Below are 24,781 nucleotides of genomic sequence, written 5' to 3'. Positions count from 1 at the left end.
AAGATAAGCCTGCCTGCGTATTGGTGAGTACTGGAGTGGGAGACCCTCTGGGAGAGCCGATTCGCCGCCCCTACTCATACTTCATCTCATACTTACGCCCCACAGAGCGATCGCTCTGCGGGGCGTTTTGCATTTATCGCGTGTCAAACACTCAAGATGATTGCCCAATGTCAATTTAGAGCGACTAGTACACATCAAGAATGAATCATTCTACTGTAGTGAAGAATACTCTTATGTACTCATAATCAAATAATTTACACTTTTGTAGGTGATTGGCAAGAATACCAAATTCTTTTGGAGGGAACCTTATTCAACTGCCTCTGGTACGAGCAGATTATGTCAGATTCCGGTGGATCATGGCTCGATAGCGTTTATGAACTGTTGTCTGCGTCTCGGCGGCGGTACGTTTTGTACTACTTTTTAGACAACGAGAATGCGACCATTGATGACCTCGTCCGACAGGTTTCCGAGTGGGAATCGGATGTTGTTCCGAGGTCGATCCGCGTCTCGCTCCATCATAATCATCTCCCGCGGCTTGCAGAGCACGGCCTCGTCGAGTATGGAGACGACAACGTTCAGATTACGTCTCGGTTCAGTACGCTTCGAAATACCGTTGCACACTCACGTGCAATTGAAACTAACTCACAGGATACCCAGGGTCCTCTTACGTACGGAAGTGAATCCGAACCAGTCTCCGAACCGGTTTTTGAGGACTAACGTCTGAGCATCTGTCGAGTATTCCACGGTATTTCTCTGTTCCGGTGCGGGCGGTCATGGTAAGACTAGGTGTCTATTCAGCTGGATCATGGAGTAGTACACGTCCCGAATAGCAGGATCGCATTCGCCTCAGTTGTAGGTGTGATGTTCGACTGCACGTTCGAGTAACTCGTCCGGAATTCCCGGAACATCCTGGTTGCGGACCGGTCCGAGTTCGTCGATGAGGGTTGGATCCCGGGGAAACTCACGTCGGTTCCAGTGAATCGAAATCCCTGCTCGTGCCCCCTCACCGAGAGCGATTGGGACCTGATTGTGACCTGGTGTGAGGTCGCCGACCGCGTAGACGTTTTCGACCGAGGTTTGACCATGATCGTCGACGATGACGGTCCCGTCGTCGTTGAGTGCACAGCCGAGTTCTGCTGCGAGTCCATTGTTGTAGTCCGAACCATACATCGCGAATCCGCCGGTGTATTCACGAACAGTTCCGTCCTCGAACGTCAGTGACTCGAGCCAGCCGTCGTCGCCGTTCTGAACGCTGGCGATTTCCTCATGGACGATTTCGATGGGGTGGTTCGAAAGCATCGTTTCGGTATCGTCGCTCCAGGTCGGCTCGGTGTTTCGTGTGAGGAGGTCAACATCGGATGTGAAGTTGAGCATAATTGCAGCGACGTACGCAGCACTCTCGGACGTTCCCATGACATAGACCGGCTCGTCGATGAACATGTAGGCGTCACAGTGCAAACAGTAGTGAAGGCCACGCCCAGTCCGTGGCAATGGTGGGTCTGGTCTCTCGTCGGTAAACCCGGTTGCAAGAACGACGTAGTCGGCGACGTAGTCGGTGTCAGTTCCACAGAGCGTGATCTGTGATGGTGAGTCTTCAGTATCTGGTCCTGATCCGTCGGAACCCTGTTTAGTGGATTCACGAGTGTCTTGTTCTCTGCGGGAACAAGACGAGATGGTATCTCGAAAGACTGTACACCCGTACGCTTCGAGTTGTTCTTTCCCAGTCGACAAGAGTTCGGCTCCGCTCGTTTCCTCGGAGATGCCGACAACGTTGTGGACGTCCTGCATCATAGCGGCGCGTCCGCCTCCACGGTCGATAAGCGCGGTTGTGTTTCCGAGTCGCGTACAGTACAGTGCAGCGCTCAGTCCAGCAGGGCCACCGCCAACGACAACAACATCAAACGTTGTTGATGTGTTCTCCTTCGTCATACCGTTGGTTCACTGAGGAGAGTCAAAAACCTCTCCGCGAATCTGGTGAGGCACCTTCCATGGTACGATTATACCAGTCTCATCACTGGTAGTGATAGCGACAACGCGGTGTACAGAAACTGTCACCCGGAACACTAACGTCCAGCCTCATCCCGTGGCGGCATGCCGCGTCGGCTGGCTAACCCTCGTGCCGGGTGGATCACGTGTTGCGCGCCTGGGTTCGCCGTGCTGTCATCGCTCCCGAATGGGTTCGCTCGGCCGGGGACTAAAGGCACGCATTTGAGGTAGGTTCGTGGCGCGTTTAACGCTTTCACTCCCGTCGGGCAGCCGTTTGTCGGTCGATTTCACCGCGGTTACTGTCTCAGGCGACGAATGCTACCGTACTCGTCTTCCGGTGTGTTGTACGTGCTTGGGTCTGGATCAGATGGAATTCCTGGCCCGTCGCCCGGTTGTTCGGCGAGGTAACTGAACTCTTCCTTCCCATCAGGTGCCTCTCCATCAGTCAGGGGAGGTTCGGATCGCCCTGTGGGTCGCGCATAGTCGACATGAACGCGTAGTTGACTTTCTGGTTTTCCACCTCCTGCGGAAAACTCGCAGGAACCGGAACTGGGTCGTCGAGAGACTCGAGTGCAGCAAGCCACTAGTTCTGGTGCATCGTGTCGCGGGCAATCAGGTACGAGAGCATGTCCTTCATACCGGGGTCGTCGGTATACTCCCAGAGCCGCGTTGCGAGGGTGCGACCGGTGCCTTCGACCATTACATTCGCATAGAGGTCGTTGCTCTTCACGCCGGCGGACGGTCCGGTTCCTGAGTCGGGGCGGTCGTTCGGGCTCGGGTTGCAGGAGGGGGTCGAAGACGAGGCGGGAGAGGCGGGTCAGAGTGAGCAGGAGGGCAACGGTTCGGCCCCACCGCTGCCATCCTCGGCCACGCTTCCGGCTCGGTTCGTGCCAATCGAATTGCGTGGGATAGAGACATCACTGAACGGTCAATGACGATCCGTGAGAACGATCGATCTGCTTCGATCGATGGCAGTGTCCGAGAAGAAGTGACTACTTGCGCCGGTCAGTACATGTAGTCGTCTTCGCTGAACTGGACGTACTTCCCGTTGCGGTAGTTGAACTTCCGCTTCTTGTACGCCCCAAGGATCTTTGTCGCGCCGATCCCAGCGGAGTAGGTCCGGTTGAGCAGGGCGTTATCGGAGCTGCCACCCTGCATATCACTGACGGTGTCGAACGCCCAGTCCCAGTCATCGGGTTCGTACGCTTTGACGATGTCCGCAAACGAGACGTTGCGCAGAACCTCGTCACCGATGGCGCGCTTCCAGACATCGTTGTAGTTTTCGAGCGAGTCCGTGGCGGCGAGCCGGCCGGCGATCTTGCCGGTACGAACGGCGACGTGATATCCGCCCTCGTGGAAGGCCGAGGTCGTCCCCATTGCACCGCCAGCCACGGCGATGTTCGCGCCGACAGGTGAGTCGATTGGCCGCGTCGAGGAGATCGGGTACGTTTCCGTCCCCGTCGACTTGCCGCGGTCCTCGACGATTGGGATGTCTTCCTCGATATCGTACTCGTCGCCGTACTCGAGTTCCAGCAGTCGCGTGATGTACTCGGAGCCGGATGGTAACTGGTCGTCCTCGGGGTCGAGCAGTGCGTAGGCATCGGGGTTGTCGACATCCTCAAGGCGCATGCCGATGGGCATCGTCAGGCCGACGCGGGCGACGGTGCCGTCGTTGGGGAAGACCCACGGGTAAGCAGTTTCGCCCGGCATGTAGCCCCACCAGAACTTGAGAGTGTCCTCGAACTCTTCGAACAGTTCGGGCGGGAACTCCCGGTATTCCTGGTAGGCGATGTGGTTCGCTTCCGGCGGCGAGAGCTGGTCCGTGATGCTTCGTCCCGGCGGAGTGAACTGATCGAGGGCCCCGAGTGTGATTCGGCGCTGTGGGCCGTCGGCGAGCACGACGTACTGGGCCTCGAGCTGATCGCCGTTCGAGAGCGTCAGGGTGTGGGTTGGTCCCTTCGGACTTTCGGATCGGAGGTCGGTTTCCAGATCCGAGACGCCGGTTCCGACGCGCAGGTCCGCGCCGGCGTCGGTCGCACGCTCGTAGAGCCAGTCGTCCATCCGCGCGCGGTGGAATGTGTAGCCGAACCTTGGATAGCTAGCGTCCATTCCCGTCGTGGTGAGTTCGACGGCGCTATTCGGTCCGATAAACTCGGTGCCTTCGAGTTCGCGGAGGACAACCTCGTCGGGGATCTCCTCGAACTCGAAGTCCATGATATCGATCCAGTAGTCGAGCATGCCGGCGGCGTCCGTCGAGTCCGGCCCGAGTTCCTCGCGATCCTCGCGGGGAACTCCCTGTTCGAAGAGGACCGTCTCGGCTCCGTGTGCAGCGGCCCGTTCGGCCGCGGTGGCACCCGCGGGTCCGCCACCGACGACCGCGACCTCAACGCGTTCCATACTCCGTGTGGAATCAGTGGCCCGTATTAAAGTACCTGTATTTCTCGTCTGGAAGGGAGTCCCTCAGGTACTTGACGGCCGTTATCGGTCGTCCAGATCTCACTCTGTACCGATCTCACCGTGAGACGAACGTTTTTGCCCGCACCGCGTGAGGCCACGTACATGCCACCAAATGACGCACACGACGATTATACTGAGTCTGCCATAGAACCGCCAGTGACAGGTCCAGACGTTCTCGTCCTCCGGAAGGGAACCCACGGAAAGCCGGTCGAACAGTACGTCGACGCCATTCGTGATCGGCTCCCGGAACACACGGTCGAACTCGCGCGCACCCCTGCTGCGGAACGCGAGGCGATCCAGTCTGCCAGCTTCGTCACCGGGATGACACTCGACGAGGAGCTACTTGAGTTCGCCGAGGAACTCGAGACGTTCGCCTGTGCGTATGCGGGGACGGGACACCTGCCGCTCGACGAACTCGAAGACCGCGGTGTGACCGTGACGAACGCGTCGGGTGTCCACGGTCCGAACATCGGCGAGCACGTACTGGGAGCGATTCTTCGGTTCACCCGCCGGTTTCACGTGGGCAATCGACGACAGCGCCGGCGGGAGTGGCGTCATTACAAGGCGTACGAACTGCAGGGATCGACGGTGACGGTCGTCGGCCTCGGTGCGATCGGAGAATCGGTCTGTGAGCGACTGGAACCATTCGGTGTCGAGACGATTGGTGTTCGACACTCGCCGGGGAAGGGTGGGCCAACAGACGAGGTTATCGGCTTCGGAGGCAAGGACTTCCAGGAGGCACTCGCCAGAACAGACTACCTCGTGCTGGCGTGTCCGCTCACGGAGACGACGCGTGGGTTGATCGATCACGAGGCGTTGACGACGCTCGATCCTGAGGCCGTGCTGATCAATATCGCTCGTGGCCCCGTTGTCGACACAGACGCGCTCGTCACCGCGCTGCGGGGTGGTCGAATTCGTGGCGCATCGCTCGACGTCACCGATCCCGAGCCACTTCCGGAGGACCACTCGCTCTGGACGTTCGACAACGTTCAGATCACGCCGCACAACGCGGGACATACGCCACAGTACTACGATCGGTTAGCCGACATCGTTGCGGAAAACGTCAGGCGACTCGAGAACAGTGAGGACGAACCGGACCCCGAACTCGTCAATCAGGTTCGTCCCTGAGCTATAGTAACAGCTGCAACTAGTTACACACTGATCGCACGTCCGCGGTTCTCACTCGTTCTACTCGCTCCGAACCGCGCTGCCGTCGTGCGATCAGGTGTGCAGTGACTTGCAGTGGCTACTATAGTTGCCTGCTACTCGAGTCCGTGCAGTCGATCAGAACTGGTGCTCCGACCGCGAAAGCTGGTGCCGGGGTCTGGGATCGGGATCTGCAGCCGGAACGGGGAAGTGTCCGTCTGCCCGTGAACGCAGGGACGCGTACACTTTTTTAGCACTCTATCCCGAAGTGCCGGCATGGTATTCGAATCGGGTGTCGGAGAGACGACGTGTGCGACGAGGAGTTCGAACTCGGTACCAGAGGGGTCACGATGACGCTTACGTTCGACGGGACGGTAATCGTCCCAGCGGCCGACCCCAAGGATGGCAAGCGCACGGCCGAAGCGCTCACCCCGCATCTCGATACGACCAGTCGGGTTGTTCTGGTAAATGTCATCGAGAAGGGGGGCGGCACCATCGACAAGGCACCGATGGAAAAACGACAGGAGTACGCCGATGAAATCTTCCATGAGGCCCGCAAGCCGCTTGTCGACTCTCCTGCGGCGATCGAGTCCGAGACGCTGTTCGGGACGGATATCGTCGAAACGATCTTCGATGCAGCGGACGAGTACGATGCAGACGCTGTCGTCTTCACTGCTCGGGAAGGAAACCGGATCGCAGAGCTGTTGACGGGCGATGTCGCCCGTCGGCTAGTCAAAGAAGGGACCGTTCCAGCCGTGGCCCTGCCACAGTTGACGACGGACTGACGGCGGACAGCGGACGATAGACGGTGGTTCGTTCAGGTGGTCGTTTAGTCAGACAACAATAGTCAAACAGCAAGATAGATGCGATCTAGCACTCGAACTGCCGCGATACGGTTGACCGTGGCTGTTCAGCCAGTCGCTTCGGGAACGAAATCCCCGTCACCGTCGGACTTACCGTCAGCGCCACGGTCTTCTCTTTCCTTCCGCAACTGGGCGTCGAGTTCCTCGCCCGTCTTGCAAAGCGCCACCGTGTTCGACTCGGGATCGAACTCGAGTACACCGGCGTCAGCTAGCTTCGGAACGTGCGTGTGGCGAAGTGAGATGTGGATTCGCTTGCGCGTTCCGAGGAGGGCGTCACCGGTCGCAGCGAGGGCACCGGTGTCCTGCCCGTCGGCGGCGAGAACGACGTGATCGGCGACATCTGAGAGTGGGACTTGGTCCGTTCCCCCGTGTCCATCGAGATAGCGGAGCACGGCGCGGCGACGCCAGTCTGAGAGGAGATCGAAGATAGTGTCAGTCGTTGCAGCATCGTCAGAGCCAGCAGGCGTCGAGAGCGATTCGGGATCGGAGATCACTGGAAGCATACTCGTTACTGTGAGTGCGATCCCCTTGTGTCGCGTGCCAAAACAACGAGGTAAACTGAAACTACAAATCGAGTAAAAGCCAGTCAATAGGACTCGGAGTCGCTACAGGTAGCCGTTCTCGAGTAGCAGTTCGCCGTTCAGCATACTTGCGCCCGCAGCCCCGCGGATCGTGTTGTGTGCGAGGCAGTTGTACTGGAGGCCAAACGGCGTCTCCTGTAGGCCACCCGCTGCGATTGCCATGCCGCCGCCGACGGTGCGGTCCATACGCGGTTGTGGGCGATCTGGTTCGCCGAAGACGTGGATGAGTTGCTCTGGCGAGGAGCGCAGATCGAGCGACGGGAACGAACGCATTGCCTCGGCGGCGTCGGCCGGCGTGAGCTCGTCTTCGGTTTCAACCCAGACGTTCTCGAGGTGGCCGTCGATCGTCGGGATGCGGTTGCACGACGCCGAGACGGACATCTCGTTGTGGGACAGTTCTGCGCCGTCGAACTCACCGAGCAGTTTGCGGGACTCCGTCTCGAGTTTGTCCTCCTCGCTGCCGATGTACGGGATGGCGTTGTCGATGATCTCCATCGAGGAAACACCGTCGTAGCCAGCACCGGAGACGGCCTGCAGGGTCGAGACGTGAACTTTTTCGAGGCCGTATTCTGCGATTGCAGCGAGCGTTGGGACGAACGTGATCGTCGAGCAGTTGGGGTTCTTGACCAGCGCGCCGTCCCAGCCGCGCTCGTCGCGCTGGACCTCGATCAGATCGAGATGCTCGGCGTTGATCTCCGGGATGACCAGCGGCACGTCGTCGGCCATCCGGCTGTTCGAAGAGTTCGAAGAGACGACGTAGCCGGCCTCACAGAAGTCCGGCTCGACCTCTGCGCCGATACTCGAAGGGAGCGACGAAAAGAGGAGGTCGACATCGTCGGGAACCTCGCCAGGCTCGGTCGCGGTGACGGTCATCTCCCCGATATCGTTGGGGATGGGACTGTCAACGCGCCACTTTGCGGCCTGTCGGTACGTTTTTCCGGCACTCGAGTCGCTCGCAGTCAGGGCGGCGATATCGAAGTCAGGATGCGGCTCAAGATGCTGAATCAGTCGTTGTCCAACGGCGCCAGTTGCGCCGAGTACGCCTACTCGTACTGCCATTTTATGTCACTGTGTGTCGTGGCCGCAAAACCGTTTGGATTTTCATCGCACAGCTGATAACGGCAGTATTTGTTGACACCTGTTCAATTCTATAGTGCTGGCTGGTGGCATAGAGCATGTGTGGTCGACCAGATAGTGCGAGGTCCGTCGCGCGTCCATAGAAGAAATTAAGAAAACGGGGCTGCATTGAACGACCGATGAACATTCGACAGACCCGATTCGTTGGGCGTGTCGCACAATCGGAGTGGTCACGATGACCGAGGCGACAAACACCTCGCGCGAGCCAGGTCTTCAGAAGACGCCGTTTAGCATCGGTTCGACAGTTGTCGCAGCTATCTGTACGCTGATCGGCGTGTTGATGATCTGGACGGGCTACCAGGCAGCCAGAGCGGAGGAACCGGCCGAACTCGCCGTTGTCGGCACCGAGCTCAACCTCGTGACAGGTACCGCGGGAGGGATGTTCATGCTGTTCGTCGCGCTCGTCGCGTTCGTCGCCGCGTTCTACATGGAACCCGGCTTCGACCAGTAACGTCGCACGGTCCGACACGATCGCACGGCAGCGATTCTGTTCTTCTCCAAACGCTAGCGGTACGACTCACAAGACACACCACTGCTGCTCAGTCGAGCACTACCGCTCACCGAACTCGAATCGAACGCAAGAATGCCGACGGATTATGCAGGAACCTGCGCGCCCTTCTTCCGCGTCACGTAGCCTGCAATGCGGTTGCGAACGCCCTTGGACTCGACGTTCGTGAGCTTGTCGACGCTGTCTTTGTTCTGTTCGAAGTCGGTCGTGAACGCGTCCGGGTACCGCTCCAGGAGGAGGTTCCCGGTCTTCTTGACGTAGGCCGGTTTGATTGCCATACAGGGAGGTTCCGTCCAGAGGCTCTTAATCCCTTTCTCTTGTGTTTCCTCCGTACTGTTTCTCTATCCGTCGAGTGATTGATCGATTCGCCACCTTGTCCCCGATCACCGGCTCACCACTCTGAATATTCGCGAACGGACTCGAGTGCCAGCCGATCTCGAGAGTCACCGGCGCGGTCGACAACGTCGGCGAAGAACGAGAGTCGCTCTCGGAGCTCGGCGTCGTCGTAGCCGGGGACGCCGAGTCGTGAGGCTGCGACGGTGGCCTCGATGACGGCGCTGAAGCCCCGGTTGATGGTGGGAACTGTTTCGCGCACGACGGCGTTGTCGACGGGTTCGAGCGTCCAGGCTTCCCATTCGGTTCCGTTCTCGGTGCCCGAGTCGAACTGGTCGACCTCGACGCGGACCCAGGCGGCGGCTGTGTCGAGGACTGGCTCCTCGTGTTCGTCGATGGTGAGTGCGGCGTCGGTGAAAGCGATGGGGTCGTCGACGAACTGGATGTAGCCCTCGCCCTGGCGATGGAAGTTGCGTCGGGTGCGGGTGTTGCCCCAGGTTCGGGCGGTGATTGTGGGGGCCTTGGTTGTCGTGGCGGTCTTCGGCGTCTTGCGGGTCTCACTGTCCGTGTCGGCCTCCACCGTTGGCTCAGTTTCGCTCTCGTTCTCGTTCTCGCCCGTGTCCGTGTCCGCGAACAACCCAAGCGCTGCCGCGTTCCACAGTCCGTTCGGTCCGAGGGTCGTGACGACGGACTCCGTCACGCCAGTGAGTTCGACTGGCCACTCTGTCGTCTCTGAGCCAGCATCCGCTTCGTCCTCCCGCTCCCGCTCGCTCTCGTTCACGCTTGCGCCACCAGTATCGTGACCGTCGCGCTCACCACTCATACTGTGACCAGTTCGGACTCGAGTGCGATGAACAGTGCGGCCGCGGTGATGTCCGCCGTGGTCCCCGGATTGATCCCGCGCTCGACGAGTTCATCGGCGAACGTCTCGACTGCAGTTTGATCAGTGCTGAGTGCGTCCTGTGCTGCCAACTCGGCTGCCCGGTCGGTGACCTCTCGTGCAACGTCCTCGCCGCGCCGACTCGCGACCAACGTGTCGGGCCGGTCTGCGAGCAACGAGAGAAACACCGTTGCGGCGCGGTCGGGCAACGGTCCGTCGGCGGTTGCGAGCCGTTCCGCCGCGGCGAACGACCGCTCGAAGCCGGTCACCCACTCGCGAGCGACGTCGTCGCCGGGAACGCTCTGCTCCATCACGTCGACCAGCGTCAGCCCACGCTTCTCGAGTGCCGGGATCGCGTCACTTCCGCGGCGAACGTCGAGGGGGGCCATATCCTCGGGCGGGTCGTCGACGTAGACATCGACGTGTTCGAATGCGCGGTAGAAGGCTGCGGCGTCTGCGACAGTCGTCTCTTCGACGAGCGCTTCGGCGACGGGTTGAGAGAGTTCGGTCGCCGCGGCACGGACGAGCGGCGTGAGCAAGAGGAGTGCGCCGAACTGGGTGTTGTCGCCCTCCTGTGTGGCCATGCCGGCGACGGCTCGCTCGAAAGCAGGTCCGATGGCTGCGCCATCGGCGGCCATCCTGAGGCCACGCTGCGAGCCGACTGCCCCTGCGAGGAAGTGCTCGAACCGAAGGTCCTCGAGATCGCGGTTGCGGTCGACGTTGCCGGGCTTCGGCGTGCTGGCGACCTCGAGCAGCAGCGCCAGGTGTGCGTTTTGTGCTGGCGTACGCATGTGTTGAGCGAGTTGGTGCGGTGGTTTAGGCGTGTGGGTTGTGCTTGGCTTTGGTTGGTGTTTAGACGTGATTGTGCCTTGGTTGGAGCGTTAGTTGTGCTTGGGCTTTGATTGGGATTGGTTGTGCTTGAAGCGTACAGCGGAACGTACACGCTGGCGGTCTGTGATATCCCACATCGATAGCTTTGGTCCTGTTCGTACTCACACCTGCTGTGAAATACACTGCCGAGAAATGCTGGCAGGCGCGGTTTGGACCCAGCCGGAAGACCTGTTTGTGATCCATGCGACCGTGCTGTGATCTGATCGAGCACAGGTTCTCGAATCTCGGTTGCCCGTGATCCGATACTTGGTCTTCTCGCGCATCTCCGTCGTGTAACGGAGAGACGTATTGGACCACCTGAGGCCTCCGTCGAGGACTGCATCTCGTGTCCGTTTTACGTGACACTCGATTTCTCCCGACTCGAGACGACCGGTTTGCACCGGTTCATATCGATCGGCTGGTGTGTCCCCGCGGCGCTGCCACAGTATGATGTATGCTACCATTGAACATAAATGTTTGCTGGCGTTCGGACGACTGTCCGGTTTGATGACGCCTGCGGGCTAGTTTGGTGGCGAGTCGGTTGGGCTTGCCAGTGGCTGTCCGATTGGATGGCCCGTCTGGTGAGGAAAACGCGGACTGGTCAGGAACACCCTGACCAGTCAGCATCGACGTGACGTTCGTTTGCTCTCCGCTCGGTTGCGATCACGGGTGGATCCTACTGGTGGTCCGTCCACGTCGGTGGTGACAGCCGACCTGGAGTGGAGTCGTGATCGTGCCCGCCGTTTGAGTCTCGCGTCCGCGAGTCGCTGTGGCGCGGGTGTGCCCAGTATCGCTGTGCGAAGCGTCACTGCACCAGGAGTCAGTACTGGTTGGAAACGTTCGCCGGAGACTGTTCCTGTATCCGGTGCCGGCAACCTTGCCCTGGTGCATGTGTGCATACAGCACAACCTGTTGTAAAGATTTGCCCTTGGCTATTTGGGTACCCATCGTTTGCCTGAGTGTGCGCCAGCCCAACGCGTCTATTCTGAGCACCGAAGATCACTAGCCCTAAACCTCGGACCGCCTAACCTTGACCGATGACTAATACGGAGGCGTCACAGTCATCGTCATCGAGCCTTCCCGATAACTGTGAGCCCGTTCGCGACGCGCTGATCGCGTGGTACGAGGACGACCACCGCGACTTCCCCTGGCGCTGGACCGAGGATCCGTACGAAATTCTCATCAGTGAAGTGATGAGTCAGCAGACCCAACTTGGCCGTGTTGTCGAGGCCTGGGAGGAGTTCCTTGAGCGCTGGCCGTCGACGGCTGACCTCGCGGCGGCCGACCGAGCCGACGTCGTCGGCTTCTGGACGGGCCACAGTCTCGGCTACAACAACCGAGCGAAGTATCTCCACGAGGCCGCAGCGCAGATCGAAACGGAGTACGACGGGACGTTTCCCGAGACGCCCGACGAACTCCAGGAGCTGATGGGCGTCGGCCCTTACACGGCAAACGCCGTCGCCAGCTTCGCGTTCAACAACGGCGACGCTGTCGTCGACACGAACGTCAAGCGCGTTCTCTATCGCGCGTTCGACGTGCCGGACGACGACGCAGCGTTCGAGGATGCAGCGACCGAGCTCATGCCCGACGGTCGTTCCCGGGTCTGGAACAACGCGATCATGGAACTCGGCGGAGTCGCCTGCGAGCAGACGCCCTCGTGCGACGAGGCCGGCTGTCCGTGGCGCGAGTGGTGTTCGGCCTACGCCAGCGGCGACTTCACCGCTCCGGATGTCCCGACGCAGCCCAGTTTCGAGGGAAGTCGTCGCCAGTTCCGTGGACGAATCATCTCGACGCTCAAGGAATACGACGAACTCGAACTGGACACGCTCGGCCATCGGATCCGCGTCGACTACACGCCGGACGGGGAGTACGGTCGGGAGTGGCTCGGCGGGCTCCTTTCGGACCTCGAGGACGACGAGTTAGTCGAGTTCGACGGGGACGGGGACGGGGACGGAGAAGACACTGTTGCACGACTCCGCCGCTAACGCCGACCGGACCCGACTTTGCTCGTTTTTTCGACCGACACAGCGCACGAGTGGCCAGTCTGTGTGATCTACTGCTATTGGGTCCGAACACAGTTTATATTTCCAATAGATTAAAGGGTAAAGATTAGAAACGGTTTGGGCATGCGAAGACGTGAACTACTTGCCGGAAGCGGTACCGTCGCAGCCATCGCCCTCTCCGGGTACACTGGTGCAGCGACCGACGGCGCGACCGGCAGTCAGGCATCCCTCCCGTCTGACATTGAGTCCGTTTTTGAACTGGTCCCCGCAGAATCGACCCTTGAGACGACTGTTCAACATATCATCTACTCGCGTGTTGACGGTCAGGAACACCAGCCTGGCTACCCTGGAACCCACGGCATTGTCGACGAGTTCGACGAAATCGACACCGACGAGGTCGCTGAAACCGTTCTGGCCATTGGCGACGAAATGCAACTGGCCGCGATCACTGGCTCGTTCGAGCAGCCCAATATCGGTGACGACGACACTGACGGCTGGGCCGTCGGCGAGGTCAATGGCGACCCCCTCGTAGCCGCCGATGGAAAACTGATTATCGCACTCGGTGACGACAGCGAAGAGACGATCGACGCAGCCATCGCGGCAGCAAACGGAGACGAGGCGTCCCTTCTTTCTGATTCCGACGTAATCAGGACGATGGTCGAACACCTCGATTCGATGTCCTACGTGACGATCGTCCCGGACGTGTCTGAGGTTTCTCCCCCCGGGATCGACACCGAGCTGGTCGACGCGGTCGGCATCGGATTCGAACACCCACTTGGAACACGCAGCGACGACGACACACTCGAAAACAGCTACGTGTTCCAGCTGTCCTCGAGTGCGGACGATGTTGACGACGAGTGGGTCCACGAACAACTCCGGCGACTCGAGAACGGTGAGATTCTCGAGACGTCGATCGATCGTTCGGGGACTGTCGTCTATGTGGACGCAGTTGCCGAACAACCGCCAGAACGGGACCGTGATGCTGCCCCTGACGCAACCGTTCGCGCCCGATCGAACGCCGACGATGGTGTCGTGACGTTCGAACACACCGACGGCGACTCGATCGATGCCGACATGCTCGAGGTGTGGCAGAACGGCGACCTCGCCGACGACCAGCTCGCCGACGAGTACACGAGATTTTCGGAGGGAGATAGCTTCGAACTCGAGACGGGGCCGATCGCTGACGTCGGACTGCGCTGGTTCGATGAAGACGACGGCGTCTATTACTACTACGGGACGACCACGGTCGGCAGGGAGTCGTTCGAGGCGACCTACGACTACGATACCGACACCGTCGAAATCACGTACACTGGTGAGCGTGAGGTCGATACCGAACTCCTCGAACTGGTTCACCGGACGGACGATAGTGCGAGCACCGAGCGATCGGCGGTCGACGGCCGACGCTCGCTGACGGCCGGCGAGACGATTACGGTCGAGGACGTCACGCTGGGCGATCGGGTGTCGCTCAACCCGGCGGTGCCAGCTAATCCGAACAGGGCACAACGGTCGCTCGCTTCTCATCGAGTTCGGCCGCCCCGAATGTTCCTCTCCAGCCGCGAAGATACCGTTACCGCCTGGTACCACGGTGATCAGAACCGCGACGCGGATGAGTTCCGCGTGCTGGCCGACGACGAGCCAGCAGCGACGCAGTTTACCGACGTGACCGACACCCTGTCGGAGGGCGACAACATCGAACTCGGCGAGGTAGACCACGGTACGCACGTCGCCATCGAGTGGCTCGAACCCGACGAGCCTGCGGTCGTCGCGGAAGAGGTCATCCGACCGAACGCCCGCGTAGATATTAGCTACGACGACAGCGAGGGGACGATCACGGTCGACCACGTTGAGGGTACTGCGGTCGACACTGACGATCTCGAGTTACGGGCAGGTGACGACCCGATGGCCGTACAGCCGGTCGACGAGTACGACACGTTCGAACCTGGCGACAGCCTCACGGCCGAGGCCGAGCCGTTCGTGCGAGTCGAACTCGTCTGGGAGGGGCCAGAGGACACCGAATACAGTATTGGCCGTACAACTGCTGGCCGAGACCTGCTCGACGCGGAGTACGATCACGACGCGCGTGCGGTCGACATTGTTTACACTGGTAGCCAGCCTGCCGACCCGTCGTTCCTCTCTATCAACTACAGACGCGACGGTTCTGCCGACGTGGACGACGATCTGGAGGGTGAGCTCTTCGAGCAGGAGTACGAGACGTTGACCGACGGCGACAGCATCGTCCTCGAGGATGTTGGCGTTGAAGACCGCATCACCGTCATGATGGTTCAGGAGGGCGAAAACTACGTTTCACGCCGCTCGCTTTTCCACTTCACACCGGAACCGAATCGGTCGTTCCGCTTCGACGAACGCGAAGACGGACTTGTTGCCGTCTACGGCGAGCGGACGGACCGAGACGCCGATTCCTTCGAACTCCTCGTCGACGGCGAGCCAGCCGAGATCCAACCCGCGGATCGCCACGAGACGCTGACTGTCGGTGACGAACTCGAGCTCGGGACGTTCGATGCCGGCACTGAGCTTACTGTCCAGTGGGTCGTACCTGACGAACCGCGATCGGTCCGAAGTCACCTTGTGGTCCCGTCTGTCGAGTTCGACGTCGAGTACGATATGGACGCCAGCGACGTAACCGTCGAACACGTTGGCGGCGATGCCATCGACGCTGACGACCTGGCTGTGATCGTCGAACCGACACAGATGGACCCAGTTGGCTGGGACGAACATGAGACTGTCTCCGAGGGCGATACCACGACGATCGATGCGATCGACGAATCCAGTCCACACAGCGACCAAGAACCGACCATGGCGGTGGTCGTGTACAAGGAGGACAGCCAACTCACGTACGAACGACTCGACGACTGACCGATCGCGTCGCTCACACGTCCGAATCGAGTAGCCGTTGTACTCTGTATTGGTGTGCGAGGAAGGCACAACAGACGAACGCGAGCGCTGCAACCTGTACTGCTTCGACCAGGATGACAATAGAGGTGACCTCGAGTTCGACCAGCGGCGAGCCGTTCGTCCAGTCGGCAAACCAGGCCGTTGCGAGCAATGTCGAAGCACCGATCGCGAGCAGAGCTGCGGAGAGAATAGGGTCGAACGAGGAGAGATTCGGCGACTGTGGTTGAAACAGTCGTCGCTCGAAACAGAACTGGGCGGTGAGGAGGCCCGTCAGGAAGACGGTGGCGACGATGAGGCCGGTCAGTCCGGCGATGAACTCGGCGATGAGCAACCAGGCGACCCAGCCCGCAGCGAGTGTCAGGGCGGTACTGCCACGTCTGAGGTAGACCGCCGAACGGGCGTTACTCACGGTCGAATCGACGATTCCGGCCCTGAGAAACGCCCCACAACAAAGAATTCCAAGGCCGAGCAGGGCCGCGGTGGTCGTCCCGGAGCCGACGACGAGACCGAACCAGAAGCCGACGGCGAGTGCTTCAACGACCGTGATTGTGAGGGCTGTGGTCACCCCAACGAGTCGCTGCCGGGTCGTGCGACCGAGGACGCCGGGATGTCGAATCACGCTCACAGTACTCACTCTCTGAGTCTTTCGTCCGGGTGGGTTTCGTTATCCGATTATTACTGCACGCCGGCTGCGACCGAGTAGGAGGCCCCACACGATCGGCAGTAACTACCTGTGTTTATCTCTCACACACTCAGGCACTCGTGAACGCGTCCGTATGCGTACCCGTATCGAGTAAGTCCATTGGCACTCAACAGGGGCTGACTGTAGCACCCACATACTGACACTCAATATACGGGTATGTTCGTCTTACCCAGTTTCCCCGCGTACGGGCGCTGAAAAACGGTCCACAGAATTATGTACGGGGGTGTTGTCGTGCCGGATTATGCCCGAGTCAGAACAACAGGACAGGAGTCTCTCCGAAATAGTCGTTAAAGAAGCCGTCGGGAAAGGGCTCGACTCGCCGATGCGCGAATCGATCCTCGAAGCCGTCGAGGAGTCCGGCGACGCACACGAACAGCGCTCGCTCGGACTCGCTGCCGGCGCGTTCGGCGTCGGTGCCGCGCTGGGGTTTCTCGCCGGGCGCGAATCGCCGCCACTCGAGGAGACGCCGCTTTCGGATGTGGACGAACCGGAGGTGATCGAGGACGTGATGGAGACAGAGACAGGTGCGGAGTCGACGGTCGACGAAGCGACGGAGGCGGTCGAGGAGGTCGCCGATGATGTGACCGAATCCTCAGATGACGGTGGTTCCAGCGGGTTTGTGCGGCTCGTGTTGCTGGTCGCGGCGGTTGTCGGAATCGCGTATCTCCGGCGACGGCTGTCGAGCGATGAGGAGGAGTGGGAGCCGATCGAGGAGTTCGAGCCGGCGACCGATCTGGCGGAGAAAGCAGAGGAGGGACTCGAGGACGTTGCTGAGAGTGAGATGGATGTCACAGATGAAGATGACGAGGATGCGGACGAAGACACTGAAGCGGAATCCGACGAGGAAATGGACGAGGATGCGGAAGCAGATGCGGGGGACGACGAGGAAAATGAGAGCGAGGACGAAGACGAAGACGAAGATGAAGATGAAGAGTAACACCCGCACCGTCATTATAGACTGGAGTTCCCGATCTGAGTCACTCGAAATAGCTTCCTCGTGATCTCAACCGTCGAAATAGCTTCCTCCTACTCTACGTCGTCCGAGGCGTCTCTCGATGCTCGCTTCTGAATTCGCCGTTTTCCGTTCGGTGGTAGCTGACTGCAACCGTCGTCTCTATCGCATGCCGACGATCGGTCACGGCGCAGCGCTGACGAAGGAGCTAAGGGGCCGACGCCGACAGTGTGAAGCCAATGGAGACGACCCATCGCGTTTTCGTCGGTGACTCTCGCGACCTCGCCGCGGTCGACGACGACACCGTCGAACTCGTCGTCACGTCCCCGCCCTACCCCATGATCGAAATGTGGGACGACCTCTTTACCGAGCTCGACCCCGCGATCGGCGACGCACTCGAGTCCGGCGCGGGTCGCCGGGCGTTCGAGGCGATGCACGCCCAACTCGATCACGTCTGGGACGAGGTTGAGCGAGTGCTCGTCGACGGCGGCATCGCCTGTATCAACGTCGGCGACGCGACCCGATCGATCGACGGGAGCTTTCGTGTCTTCTCGAATCACGCGCGGGTACTCGAGGCGTTCGAGTCCCGCGGATTTGACCCATTACCCGACGTACTCTGGCGCAAGCCGACGAATAGCGCCGCGAAGTTCATGGGCAGCGGGACGCTGCCGCCGAACGCGTACGTGACGCTGGAACACGAGTACGTGTTGCTCTTTCGCAACGGCGGCGACAGCCGCTCCTTCGAACCCGGTGCAGATCGGCGCTACGAGGCGGCATACTTCTGGGAGGAGCGAAACAACTGGTTCTCGGATGTCTGGACGGGCGTCCAAGGTGAGTTACAGCACCTCGAGTGCCCTGGTGGTGACGACGGGGGCAGCGATCAAGAACCGGACTTGCGTGACCGCTCCGCCGCGTATCCGTTCGAGATTCCCTACCGACTCATCACGATGTACTCCACCTACGGTGATACGGTGCTCGACCCATTCTGGGGGACCGGCACGACGACGCTGGCCGCGATGTGTGCCGGCCGGCACTCGATCGGACAGGAACTCGAGTCGGGCTTTCGCGAGGTTTTCGACGAGCGGGTCGAGCGAGTGCCATCACTATCCCGATCCGTTGGGCGGGCGCGTCTCGACCGGCATCGTGAGTTTGTCGAGCAGCGCCGAGCAGAAGGGAAGGAACCGTCCTACGATGCGGTCCACTACGATACGTCGGTTGTCACCAAGATGGAGCGGAAACTCCTGTTCAGAGAAGTTGTCGAAACGGACGCCGTCGATGATGGCTACCGTGCCCTTCACGAACCCTTGTTCGAGGACAACGGCTAGCTATTGGATTGCGTTTACAACAGAACGTATTTCGTTCAACAGCTGGCAGAACGCCGTTTGACACTGACACCGGTACTTTTGATGGTTCACGCCAGTATGTCGGGTGTGACCACTGTGAACGACTCAATCGATCTCGATCGCTTCGATTCGAAACGATCGACGGCGTACGCGAAACGGGGGATGGTTGCGACCAGCCAGCCGCTTGCAGCGCAAGCTGGTGTCTCTATCCTGCAGGACGGTGGAAATGCCTTCGACGCGGCTGTCGCGACCGCGGCTGCGCTCAACGTTGTCGAGCCGACCTCGACGGGACTCGGCGGCGACGTCTTCGCACTCTATCGCACCGCAGAGGGCGAGGTCGGTGCGATGCGCTCCTGTGGCGGTGCACCGGCCGAGACATCGATTGAGACCGTTCGCGAGTCCCTTCGCGACTTGGACGATCCAGGCAAGTACTATCCCGAATCGCGCGGGTATGCAGTCGACGGTGACGCTGACGAAGACGAACTCGAGATGCCCTTCCTCGGTCCGCACACGGTTACGGTGCCCGGCACGGCCCGTGGCTGGGAGGCGACCGTGCAGGAACTCGGTCGGAAGACACTCGGTGACGTGCTCGAGCCGGCGATTCACTACGCGACGGAGGGGTATCCCGTCTCGCCGGTCATCGCCCACCACTGGAGCGGTGCTGAGGAGCTGTTTACGGACGAAAATGCCCGCGAGGCGTACCTCTTCGATGACGAGAGCCCGGACCCTGGGCAGGTCGTTACCCTGCCGAAACTCGGTGAGTCGATGCAACGAATCGCCGACGAAGGGGCAGACGCCTTCTACGAGGGCGACATTGCGGACGCCATCGTCGAAGAGATTCAGGCTGCTGGCGGGGGTATGAGCCGCGACGACCTCGCGTCCTTCGAGCCAGAGTTCATCGACCCTGTCGAGACGATGTACAACGGTGCGACGGTGTACGAACTCCCGCCGAACAATCAGGGACTCATTGCACTCGAGGCGCTCAATATCGCGGAGGAAATCGGCGCGGGAGAGTACGACTACGACTCACCCGAGCGTGTGCACGCCTTCACAGAGGCGATGAAATTGGCGTTCGTCGACGGCCACCACTATATCACGGACCCCGAGTACGAGACGATTCCGCCGCTCGCGTCCAAGTCCTTCGCGAGCGAGCGGGCGAACGCGATCGGCGACACTCCAATTCAGGACCCCGCAGTCGGCGTGCCGAACGCGAACGCCGAGGACGCGGATACGGTGCTGTTGACCGTCACGGACGACGAGGGGAACCTTGTCTCTTACATCAACTCCAGATTCGCCGGCTTCGGCAGCGGCCTCGTCGCAGGCGAGACGGGGATTGCGCTCCAGAACCGCGGTGCGTCGTTCTCGCTCGATCCGGACCACCCGAACAGTCTAGAAGCCGGCAAACGGCCGTTCCACACGCTCGTTCCAGCAATCGCGAAACTCGATGAGGACGACTGGCTCGCCTTCGGCGTGATGGGCGGCTACATGCAACCCCAGGGCCACGTCCAGGTGCTCTCGAACCTGATCGACTACGATATGTCGCTACAGGACGCCCTCGATGCACCGCGCTGGCGCTACCGCGAGGACGGTACTCTGGGCGTTGAGGACCGACTCCCCGCACTGACGAAACTCGCCCGAAGGGGTCACGATGTCGGCGTTCTCCCGCCAGTGATGTTCGGTGGTGCCCAGATCGTCCGCCAGAACGGCAACGCGCTCTCCGGGGCGACTGAGCCGCGAAAGGACGGGGCCGCGATCGGGTACTGAGCGTAGCTGCCGAACCGGTTCCTACTCTCTTCGAAGAAGCTCGGAAATAATTCTGCGCGAAGCTTTTGTCGTTGCTGCACGCAGTGGCTGTATGAACGACTGGCTCGATGCCTCTCAGCCCGAGCCCCCCGCGTCGTCGTCCGGTCTCTCCGTTCCCTCCCCCGTTCGCGTTCTCGCCACTGGTTCGACCTCCGTACGCAACACCGTCTCCGAGACGCTCGCGGAGAGTGATGTCGTTTCCGTCGTGACGGCCTCTCTGGAGGTGGACGGAGATGGCAACAACAACAGCAACGGGAACGCTAACGCCAACGCAAACCCCGACGCCAACGGGAACGCTAACGCCAACGCAAACCCCGACGCCAACGGGAACGCTAACGCCNCTAACGCCAACGCAAACCCCGACGCCAACGGGAACGCTAACGCCAACGCAAACCCCGACGCCAACGGGAACGCTAACGCCAACGCAAACCCGGAATCAGCAACCACACAGCCACCACCCCACTGCATCCTCACTGATGATCTCGATTCGATCCATGCGGTCGAGACACGTGATCCGAACTCCGAATTCGAGTGTCCCATCCTCTACACGCCACCCGAAGGGACAGCCCAGACAGCCAGCGAATCCCAGCGCGTGTCGGTCTCGTTCGACGAGGGTGCCGACGGCTCCGCCGACTCGTCCCTCGACACCGGACCCATCGGTGACGCTCAGGTCACCGACACTGACTCTGCGGCCGATCCTGCAGCGCCAGCAGCAGAAGCAGAACCGACACCCACCGAAATCGTCCCACAGGCGACACTCGAGTCCCGCCACCAACTCGAGCACCGGTTACAGCGGACGGTCCAGTTCGCCACACTGACCGAGACAGTCACGGCCCAGCGCGAGTGGTACCGATCCTTGCTCGAGCGCTCTGCTGACCTGCTGTTCGTTCTCGACGAGACGGGCGAGATTACCTACGTCAGTCCGTCGGCCGAAGACGACTCGAGTGCGCCAGAGCCGACGGGTGCGACCGCGGACGACCTGCAGACGCTGTGTGGTACTCACTTCCTCGACCGGATCCACCCCGATGATACCGAGGGTGTCCGTAACGCGATTGCGGCCGTGAGATCGGCTGCAGTCGGCTCGACAGAGGCAGTCGAGTACCAGTGTCGAACCAGTGGGGACACCGAAACATGGGGTATCTACGAGGCAACGCTGACGAACCGACTCGGCGACGATCCGGTCAACGGTATCGTTGCCTCGGTCCGAGACGTCACCGAGTATCATCGGGTCGAACGAGAACTGGATGAGTCGTTTCGCCGTGTGACGGACGCGTTCTTTGCTCTCGATGCGGACTGGCAATTCTCCTACGTCAACGAACAGGCTGCAGCCACGCTCGAGGCCGACAAAGAAGCGCTGCTCGGCGAACCGATTCTTGAGGTCTTTCCGGAAATGGCCGGCACGGACTTCCAGCGAGCCGCGATCGAATCGATGGAAGAACAGGAACTCCGGTCGCTCGAACGCTATTACGGGCCACATGACCGCTGGATCGAAGCGCGAATCTATCCTTCCTCGACCGGTGTCTCGGTCTACTTCCGGGACGTGACCGACCGCATCGAACGCGAGCGTGAACTCGAAGTCCGCACTGAACGGTTGCAGGCGATCGTCGACAACGCACCACTCATCCTCTTTACGCTCGATCCCGACAGCACGGTGACCCTGGCCGAGGGACAGGGTCTCGAGCGACTCGATACGGTACCGGAGGAAGTCGTGGGAAGATCCATCCTCGATCTCTTCGACGATTACCCCAAAGTCCGCACCGATTTCCGCGCCGCACTCGAGGGCTACCCGATTCACGTCCAGAACGAGATCGATGGACGGATACTCGACGCCTGGTGTCGGCCGATTACGGTCGATAGCGCCAGGGGCGATATCGAATCCACCGCGGCAGACGGCGACGACTCCGAAATCGAGCGTATCATCGGCACCGCGGTCGACGTCACAGAGCGCGTCCAGTATCAGGAAACGCTCAACGGCCTCCACGACGCCACGAGCCACCTACTTACCGTCGAATCGAAACAGGCCGCCTGCGAGTATATTGTCGACGTCGCCGCTGATGTGCTCGACCTCGACGCCTGCGTCTACCGGTTCGACGACCAACAAAACGAGCTCGTCCCCGCCGCCTACTCGACTGCACTCGAGTCCCTCGTTGGGCCACCGCCGCGGTTCCAGCCGGGGGAGTGTCTCGCCTGGGAAACGTTCGTCTCGGGATCACCGTCGGTTTTCGGCGATGTGTCCCAGAAAGAGGGCGTGTACGATCCTGAGACAGACGCTCGTAGCGTGCTCTTTGTCCCGCTCGGCGAACACGGCGTCCTCGTTGCCGCGTCGCCGGAACGGAACACGTACGACGACGAAACGGTCGAGCTTGCCCAGTTGTTCGCCCGCACCGCAGAGGCGGCGCTTGATCGAATTGGCCGAACCCGTAGACTGCACGAACGCGAACGCGAACTCAAGCAGCAGAATGACCGACTCGAGCGCCTCAACGCGGCGAACGGCGTCCGACAAGAGATCGAACAGCTGCTGTTGATGGCCGGTTCGCGCTCGGAAATCGAGCAGGGAATCTGCACCCGACTCGCCGAACTCGAGGTCTGTTCGATGGCCTGGATCGGCGCGCCGGACCCGAGCGGAAATGAACTGCGTGTGCGGGCCCAAGCCGGCCGCGATCACGGCTATCTGGAGTCCGTTGCCGTGACAACCGTCGACGACTCGGCGGCCGAACCAGCAGGGAGAACTGCCCGGACACGGACGCCAACTGCCGTCGACAACATCGCAGATGCCGTCCACGACGGCGACTGGCGCGCCGACGCACTCTCGCAGACGTTCCAATCCGTATACGCCGTTCCGCTCGTCTACGACGACTTCCTCTATGGCGTGCTCACGCTCTATGCTGACGACCAGAACGCCTTCGACGACCGGCTCCGAGAGGTGCTCGCCGAACTCGGCGAGACCATCGCCTACTCTATCGACGCCGTCAAACGGAGACGGGCCGCCACCGATGAGGAGCGAACCGAGGTTGAGCTCGAGATCGAACACGGCTCGATTCTCGGCGACCTCGCAACTCATCTTGAGGCAGCGATCGAACTCGAGGGCGCGACAGCTAGCTCGGACGAGACGGTTGTCTTCGTTTCCGTAAACGGGCTGGAAGACGAGGCTGACAGCAGCGACGAGGGGACCGAGATGGTGTCTGCCTCTCTCGATACCGTCGAGCTAGAAGAACTCACGGGGATCGTCGAGGGCTCGGTTATCGCGACTTCCAACGGGCAGACGCTCCTCCAACTACGGATTGTCGGCACCTTCCTCGGCTCTGTCGTCGATTCACAGGGTGGAGCGCTCCGGTCGGTCTCGGCCGTGGCACACGAACCGACCCGGGCTCGGCTCGATGTACCGGATGCCGTCGAAATTCGAGACATTCTCTCAGCACTCGATCGAAACGGTGTCGACGCTACGATGGTCGCCCGGCGTGAACAACCCGCAGAAGAACCGCTGACCCTCGATGCAACAAGTCGGAGTGCACTGTTGGATCAGTTGACCGAGCGCCAGCTCGAGGTCGTCCAGACCGCATACCACGGCGGATTCTTCGACTGGCCGCGCGAGACGACCGGCGAAGCAATCGCGGACTCGCTCGATATTTCGTCGCCAGCATTTCATAAGCATATCCGCGCGTCGGAGGCGAAACTCTTCGATACACTGTTCGACGACACGCTCTCGACGAGCGATGGTTAACTGTTTAACCGCCCTTGTTCGGCGTAGTTACACAGTTAACGGTCAGGCTCTTTGCAACCAATCGTGAAGGTAGGGATGCCTTCCACCGAAAGCCGGGGGTCGACAGCAATGACTGAGATCGAAATGACTTCACAATCACCAGTCGCGAAAGGGGAGTATACTGTACAGTACGATCGACTTGACGACGAACCGCTGAGCGTCACGATTGCAACCGCTGTTGCCACCGTTTGCAACGCAGATCCAACTGAACTCGAACCGTTGCACTACGCCATCAACGCCGATGCACTCGAGCGACTGTTTGAGCCGCGTGCGAACGGGCTCAGAAATAACGGCTCAGCGACCTTCGAATACAATGACTGTCTCGTCACTGTGACTGCGGATGGAACGATTCGGGTCGAATCCTAGTTTCTGTTCGAGAGCAGGAAGTGGTAGCTGCTTTTGTCTGTCGGGCTGGTTCGTCTTTGTGAGTTGATTGGCGGCGTACTGTCGTGATATTGCGTATCAGTGGCACATGGCAGTGAATCTGCTTACGGCGCAGTCGCTCACGGCGGTGATTCGTTCCTGTGTCTCTCGGCACGCCCA

General features: G+C 60.5%; 20 protein-coding genes and 1 pseudogene. 12 read left to right on the top strand and 9 right to left on the bottom strand.

Going from position 1 to position 24,781, the window contains the following annotated elements; all coding sequences use genetic code 11:
* Positions 1 to 336 precede the first annotated feature (336 nt).
* A complete protein-coding gene (locus C482_RS13645; RefSeq protein WP_049896743.1) occupies positions 337 to 717 on the top strand; it encodes a DUF7344 domain-containing protein in 381 nt (126 codons plus the stop codon).
* Between the two features lie 129 nt (positions 718 to 846).
* On the opposite strand, the gene C482_RS13640 is transcribed toward C482_RS13645, so the two are convergent.
* Positions 847 to 1,929 carry an NAD(P)/FAD-dependent oxidoreductase gene (locus tag C482_RS13640; protein WP_006168228.1) on the bottom strand — a complete coding sequence of 361 codons (1,083 nt, stop codon included), beginning with the start codon at positions 1,927 to 1,929 and terminating at the stop codon, positions 847 to 849.
* 353 nt (positions 1,930 to 2,282) lie between these two features.
* Positions 2,283 to 2,710, bottom strand: a pseudogene (locus C482_RS13635) (manganese catalase family protein); the annotation flags it as partial.
* On the opposite strand from C482_RS13635, the gene C482_RS20530 reads away from it, so the two are divergent.
* Positions 2,706 to 2,921, top strand: a complete 216-nt coding sequence (locus C482_RS20530) for a hypothetical protein (RefSeq protein ID WP_006168226.1) — start codon at positions 2,706 to 2,708, stop codon at positions 2,919 to 2,921. The pseudogene C482_RS13635 and the gene C482_RS20530 overlap by 5 nt on opposite strands.
* Before the next feature lie 70 nt (positions 2,922 to 2,991).
* On the opposite strand, the gene C482_RS13630 is transcribed toward C482_RS20530, so the two are convergent.
* Positions 2,992 to 4,383 (bottom strand): NAD(P)/FAD-dependent oxidoreductase, encoded by a 1,392-nt coding sequence (locus tag C482_RS13630; protein ID WP_006168225.1) that lies wholly within the window; start codon positions 4,381 to 4,383, stop codon positions 2,992 to 2,994.
* Positions 4,384 to 4,545: 162 nt separating this feature from the next.
* Here C482_RS13630 and C482_RS13625 point away from each other — a divergent pair, with 162 nt between their 5' ends.
* Positions 4,546 to 5,571 (top strand): D-2-hydroxyacid dehydrogenase, encoded by a 1,026-nt coding sequence (locus tag C482_RS13625; protein ID WP_049896739.1) that lies wholly within the window; start codon positions 4,546 to 4,548, stop codon positions 5,569 to 5,571.
* 368 nt (positions 5,572 to 5,939) lie between these two features.
* Positions 5,940 to 6,374, top strand: coding sequence for a universal stress protein (locus C482_RS13620; protein ID WP_049896742.1), 435 nt, complete (start codon positions 5,940 to 5,942; stop codon positions 6,372 to 6,374).
* A gap of 125 nt (positions 6,375 to 6,499) precedes the next feature.
* On the opposite strand, the gene C482_RS13615 is transcribed toward C482_RS13620, so the two are convergent.
* Both C482_RS13615 and asd read right to left on the bottom strand, forming a co-directional pair.
* Positions 6,500 to 6,955: a DUF7344 domain-containing protein gene (locus tag C482_RS13615; protein ID WP_006168222.1), complete on the bottom strand. Its 456-nt coding sequence runs from the start codon at positions 6,953 to 6,955 to the stop codon at positions 6,500 to 6,502.
* A gap of 102 nt (positions 6,956 to 7,057) precedes the next feature.
* The gene (gene asd / locus C482_RS13610) at positions 7,058 to 8,092 is read right to left on the bottom strand and encodes an aspartate-semialdehyde dehydrogenase (protein WP_006168221.1); all 1,035 of its coding nucleotides are present in this window, start codon (positions 8,090 to 8,092) and stop codon (positions 7,058 to 7,060) included.
* A 253-nt stretch (positions 8,093 to 8,345) separates the two neighbouring features.
* On the opposite strand from asd, the gene C482_RS13605 reads away from it, so the two are divergent.
* Entirely contained in the window at positions 8,346 to 8,621 is a 276-nt protein-coding gene (locus C482_RS13605; RefSeq protein ID WP_006168220.1) for a hypothetical protein, read from the top strand.
* Positions 8,622 to 8,764: 143 nt separating this feature from the next.
* Here the strand turns inward: C482_RS13605 and C482_RS13600 are convergent, their stop codons facing one another.
* The 3 genes from C482_RS13600 to C482_RS13590 all read right to left on the bottom strand — a co-directional run bounded on the left by C482_RS13600 (position 8,765) and on the right by C482_RS13590 (position 10,682).
* The gene (locus C482_RS13600; RefSeq protein WP_004267024.1) at positions 8,765 to 8,956 is read right to left on the bottom strand and encodes a 30S ribosomal protein S17e; all 192 of its coding nucleotides are present in this window, start codon (positions 8,954 to 8,956) and stop codon (positions 8,765 to 8,767) included.
* A gap of 113 nt (positions 8,957 to 9,069) precedes the next feature.
* A complete protein-coding gene (locus C482_RS13595) occupies positions 9,070 to 9,834 on the bottom strand; it encodes a DUF447 domain-containing protein (RefSeq protein WP_006168219.1) in 765 nt (254 codons plus the stop codon).
* Positions 9,831 to 10,682, bottom strand: coding sequence for a triphosphoribosyl-dephospho-CoA synthase (locus C482_RS13590; RefSeq protein WP_006168218.1), 852 nt, complete (start codon positions 10,680 to 10,682; stop codon positions 9,831 to 9,833). The genes C482_RS13595 and C482_RS13590 overlap by 4 nt, the downstream gene beginning before the upstream one ends.
* Positions 10,683 to 11,798: 1,116 nt before the next feature.
* On the opposite strand from C482_RS13590, the gene C482_RS13585 reads away from it, so the two are divergent.
* Positions 11,799 to 12,746, top strand: coding sequence for an HhH-GPD family protein (locus C482_RS13585; protein WP_006168217.1), 948 nt, complete (start codon positions 11,799 to 11,801; stop codon positions 12,744 to 12,746).
* A 141-nt stretch (positions 12,747 to 12,887) separates the two neighbouring features.
* Positions 12,888 to 15,638 carry a type IV pilin N-terminal domain-containing protein gene (locus C482_RS13580; protein WP_006168216.1) on the top strand — a complete coding sequence of 917 codons (2,751 nt, stop codon included), beginning with the start codon at positions 12,888 to 12,890 and terminating at the stop codon, positions 15,636 to 15,638.
* A 13-nt stretch (positions 15,639 to 15,651) separates the two neighbouring features.
* Here C482_RS13580 and C482_RS13575 read toward each other — a convergent pair whose 3' ends face one another.
* Positions 15,652 to 16,302, bottom strand: a complete 651-nt coding sequence (locus tag C482_RS13575; protein ID WP_006168215.1) for a hypothetical protein — start codon at positions 16,300 to 16,302, stop codon at positions 15,652 to 15,654.
* Between the two features lie 319 nt (positions 16,303 to 16,621).
* On the opposite strand from C482_RS13575, the gene C482_RS13570 reads away from it, so the two are divergent.
* The 5 genes from C482_RS13570 (at position 16,622) to C482_RS13550 (ending at position 24,604) form a co-directional block, all read left to right on the top strand.
* Entirely contained in the window at positions 16,622 to 17,317 is a 696-nt protein-coding gene (locus C482_RS13570) for a hypothetical protein (RefSeq protein WP_006168214.1), read from the top strand.
* 254 nt (positions 17,318 to 17,571) lie between these two features.
* Positions 17,572 to 18,657: a DNA-methyltransferase gene (locus C482_RS13565; protein ID WP_006168213.1), complete on the top strand. Its 1,086-nt coding sequence runs from the start codon at positions 17,572 to 17,574 to the stop codon at positions 18,655 to 18,657.
* Between the two features lie 96 nt (positions 18,658 to 18,753).
* The gene (locus tag C482_RS13560) at positions 18,754 to 20,439 is read left to right on the top strand and encodes a gamma-glutamyltransferase family protein (RefSeq protein WP_006168212.1); all 1,686 of its coding nucleotides are present in this window, start codon (positions 18,754 to 18,756) and stop codon (positions 20,437 to 20,439) included.
* Positions 20,440 to 20,530: 91 nt separating this feature from the next.
* Complete coding sequence (locus C482_RS13555; RefSeq protein WP_006168211.1) at positions 20,531 to 24,199, top strand: GAF domain-containing protein; 3,669 nt, start codon at positions 20,531 to 20,533, stop codon at positions 24,197 to 24,199.
* A 108-nt stretch (positions 24,200 to 24,307) separates the two neighbouring features.
* Positions 24,308 to 24,604 (top strand): HalOD1 output domain-containing protein, encoded by a 297-nt coding sequence (locus tag C482_RS13550; protein ID WP_006168210.1) that lies wholly within the window; start codon positions 24,308 to 24,310, stop codon positions 24,602 to 24,604.
* Positions 24,605 to 24,781 lie beyond the last annotated feature (177 nt).

It is taken from the genome of Natrialba chahannaoensis JCM 10990, assembly GCF_000337135.1.
GTDB classification, from domain to species: domain Archaea; phylum Halobacteriota; class Halobacteria; order Halobacteriales; family Natrialbaceae; genus Natrialba; species Natrialba chahannaoensis.
Note: the sequence above shows the minus strand (reverse complement) of the source record. Positions and strands in the feature narration are given on the sequence as shown.

Coding starts and splice junctions, on each gene's coding strand:
- C482_RS13645 (WP_049896743.1), top strand. CDS start 337: ATGTCAGATTCCGGTGGATCATGGCTCGATAGCGTTTATGAACTGTTG.
- C482_RS13640 (WP_006168228.1), bottom strand. CDS start 1,929: ATGACGAAGGAGAACACATCAACAACGTTTGATGTTGTTGTCGTTGGC.
- C482_RS13630 (WP_006168225.1), bottom strand. CDS start 4,383: ATGGAACGCGTTGAGGTCGCGGTCGTCGGTGGCGGACCCGCGGGTGCC.
- C482_RS13625 (WP_049896739.1), top strand. CDS start 4,546: ATGCCACCAAATGACGCACACGACGATTATACTGAGTCTGCCATAGAA.
- C482_RS13620 (WP_049896742.1), top strand. CDS start 5,940: ATGACGCTTACGTTCGACGGGACGGTAATCGTCCCAGCGGCCGACCCC.
- C482_RS13615 (WP_006168222.1), bottom strand. CDS start 6,955: ATGCTTCCAGTGATCTCCGATCCCGAATCGCTCTCGACGCCTGCTGGC.
- asd (WP_006168221.1), bottom strand. CDS start 8,092: ATGGCAGTACGAGTAGGCGTACTCGGCGCAACTGGCGCCGTTGGACAA.
- C482_RS13605 (WP_006168220.1), top strand. CDS start 8,346: ATGACCGAGGCGACAAACACCTCGCGCGAGCCAGGTCTTCAGAAGACG.
- C482_RS13600 (WP_004267024.1), bottom strand. CDS start 8,956: ATGGCAATCAAACCGGCCTACGTCAAGAAGACCGGGAACCTCCTCCTG.
- C482_RS13595 (WP_006168219.1), bottom strand. CDS start 9,834: ATGAGTGGTGAGCGCGACGGTCACGATACTGGTGGCGCAAGCGTGAAC.
- C482_RS13590 (WP_006168218.1), bottom strand. CDS start 10,682: ATGCGTACGCCAGCACAAAACGCACACCTGGCGCTGCTGCTCGAGGTC.
- C482_RS13585 (WP_006168217.1), top strand. CDS start 11,799: ATGACTAATACGGAGGCGTCACAGTCATCGTCATCGAGCCTTCCCGAT.
- C482_RS13580 (WP_006168216.1), top strand. CDS start 12,888: ATGCGAAGACGTGAACTACTTGCCGGAAGCGGTACCGTCGCAGCCATC.
- C482_RS13570 (WP_006168214.1), top strand. CDS start 16,622: ATGCCCGAGTCAGAACAACAGGACAGGAGTCTCTCCGAAATAGTCGTT.
- C482_RS13565 (WP_006168213.1), top strand. CDS start 17,572: ATGGAGACGACCCATCGCGTTTTCGTCGGTGACTCTCGCGACCTCGCC.
- C482_RS13560 (WP_006168212.1), top strand. CDS start 18,754: ATGTCGGGTGTGACCACTGTGAACGACTCAATCGATCTCGATCGCTTC.
- C482_RS13550 (WP_006168210.1), top strand. CDS start 24,308: ATGACTGAGATCGAAATGACTTCACAATCACCAGTCGCGAAAGGGGAG.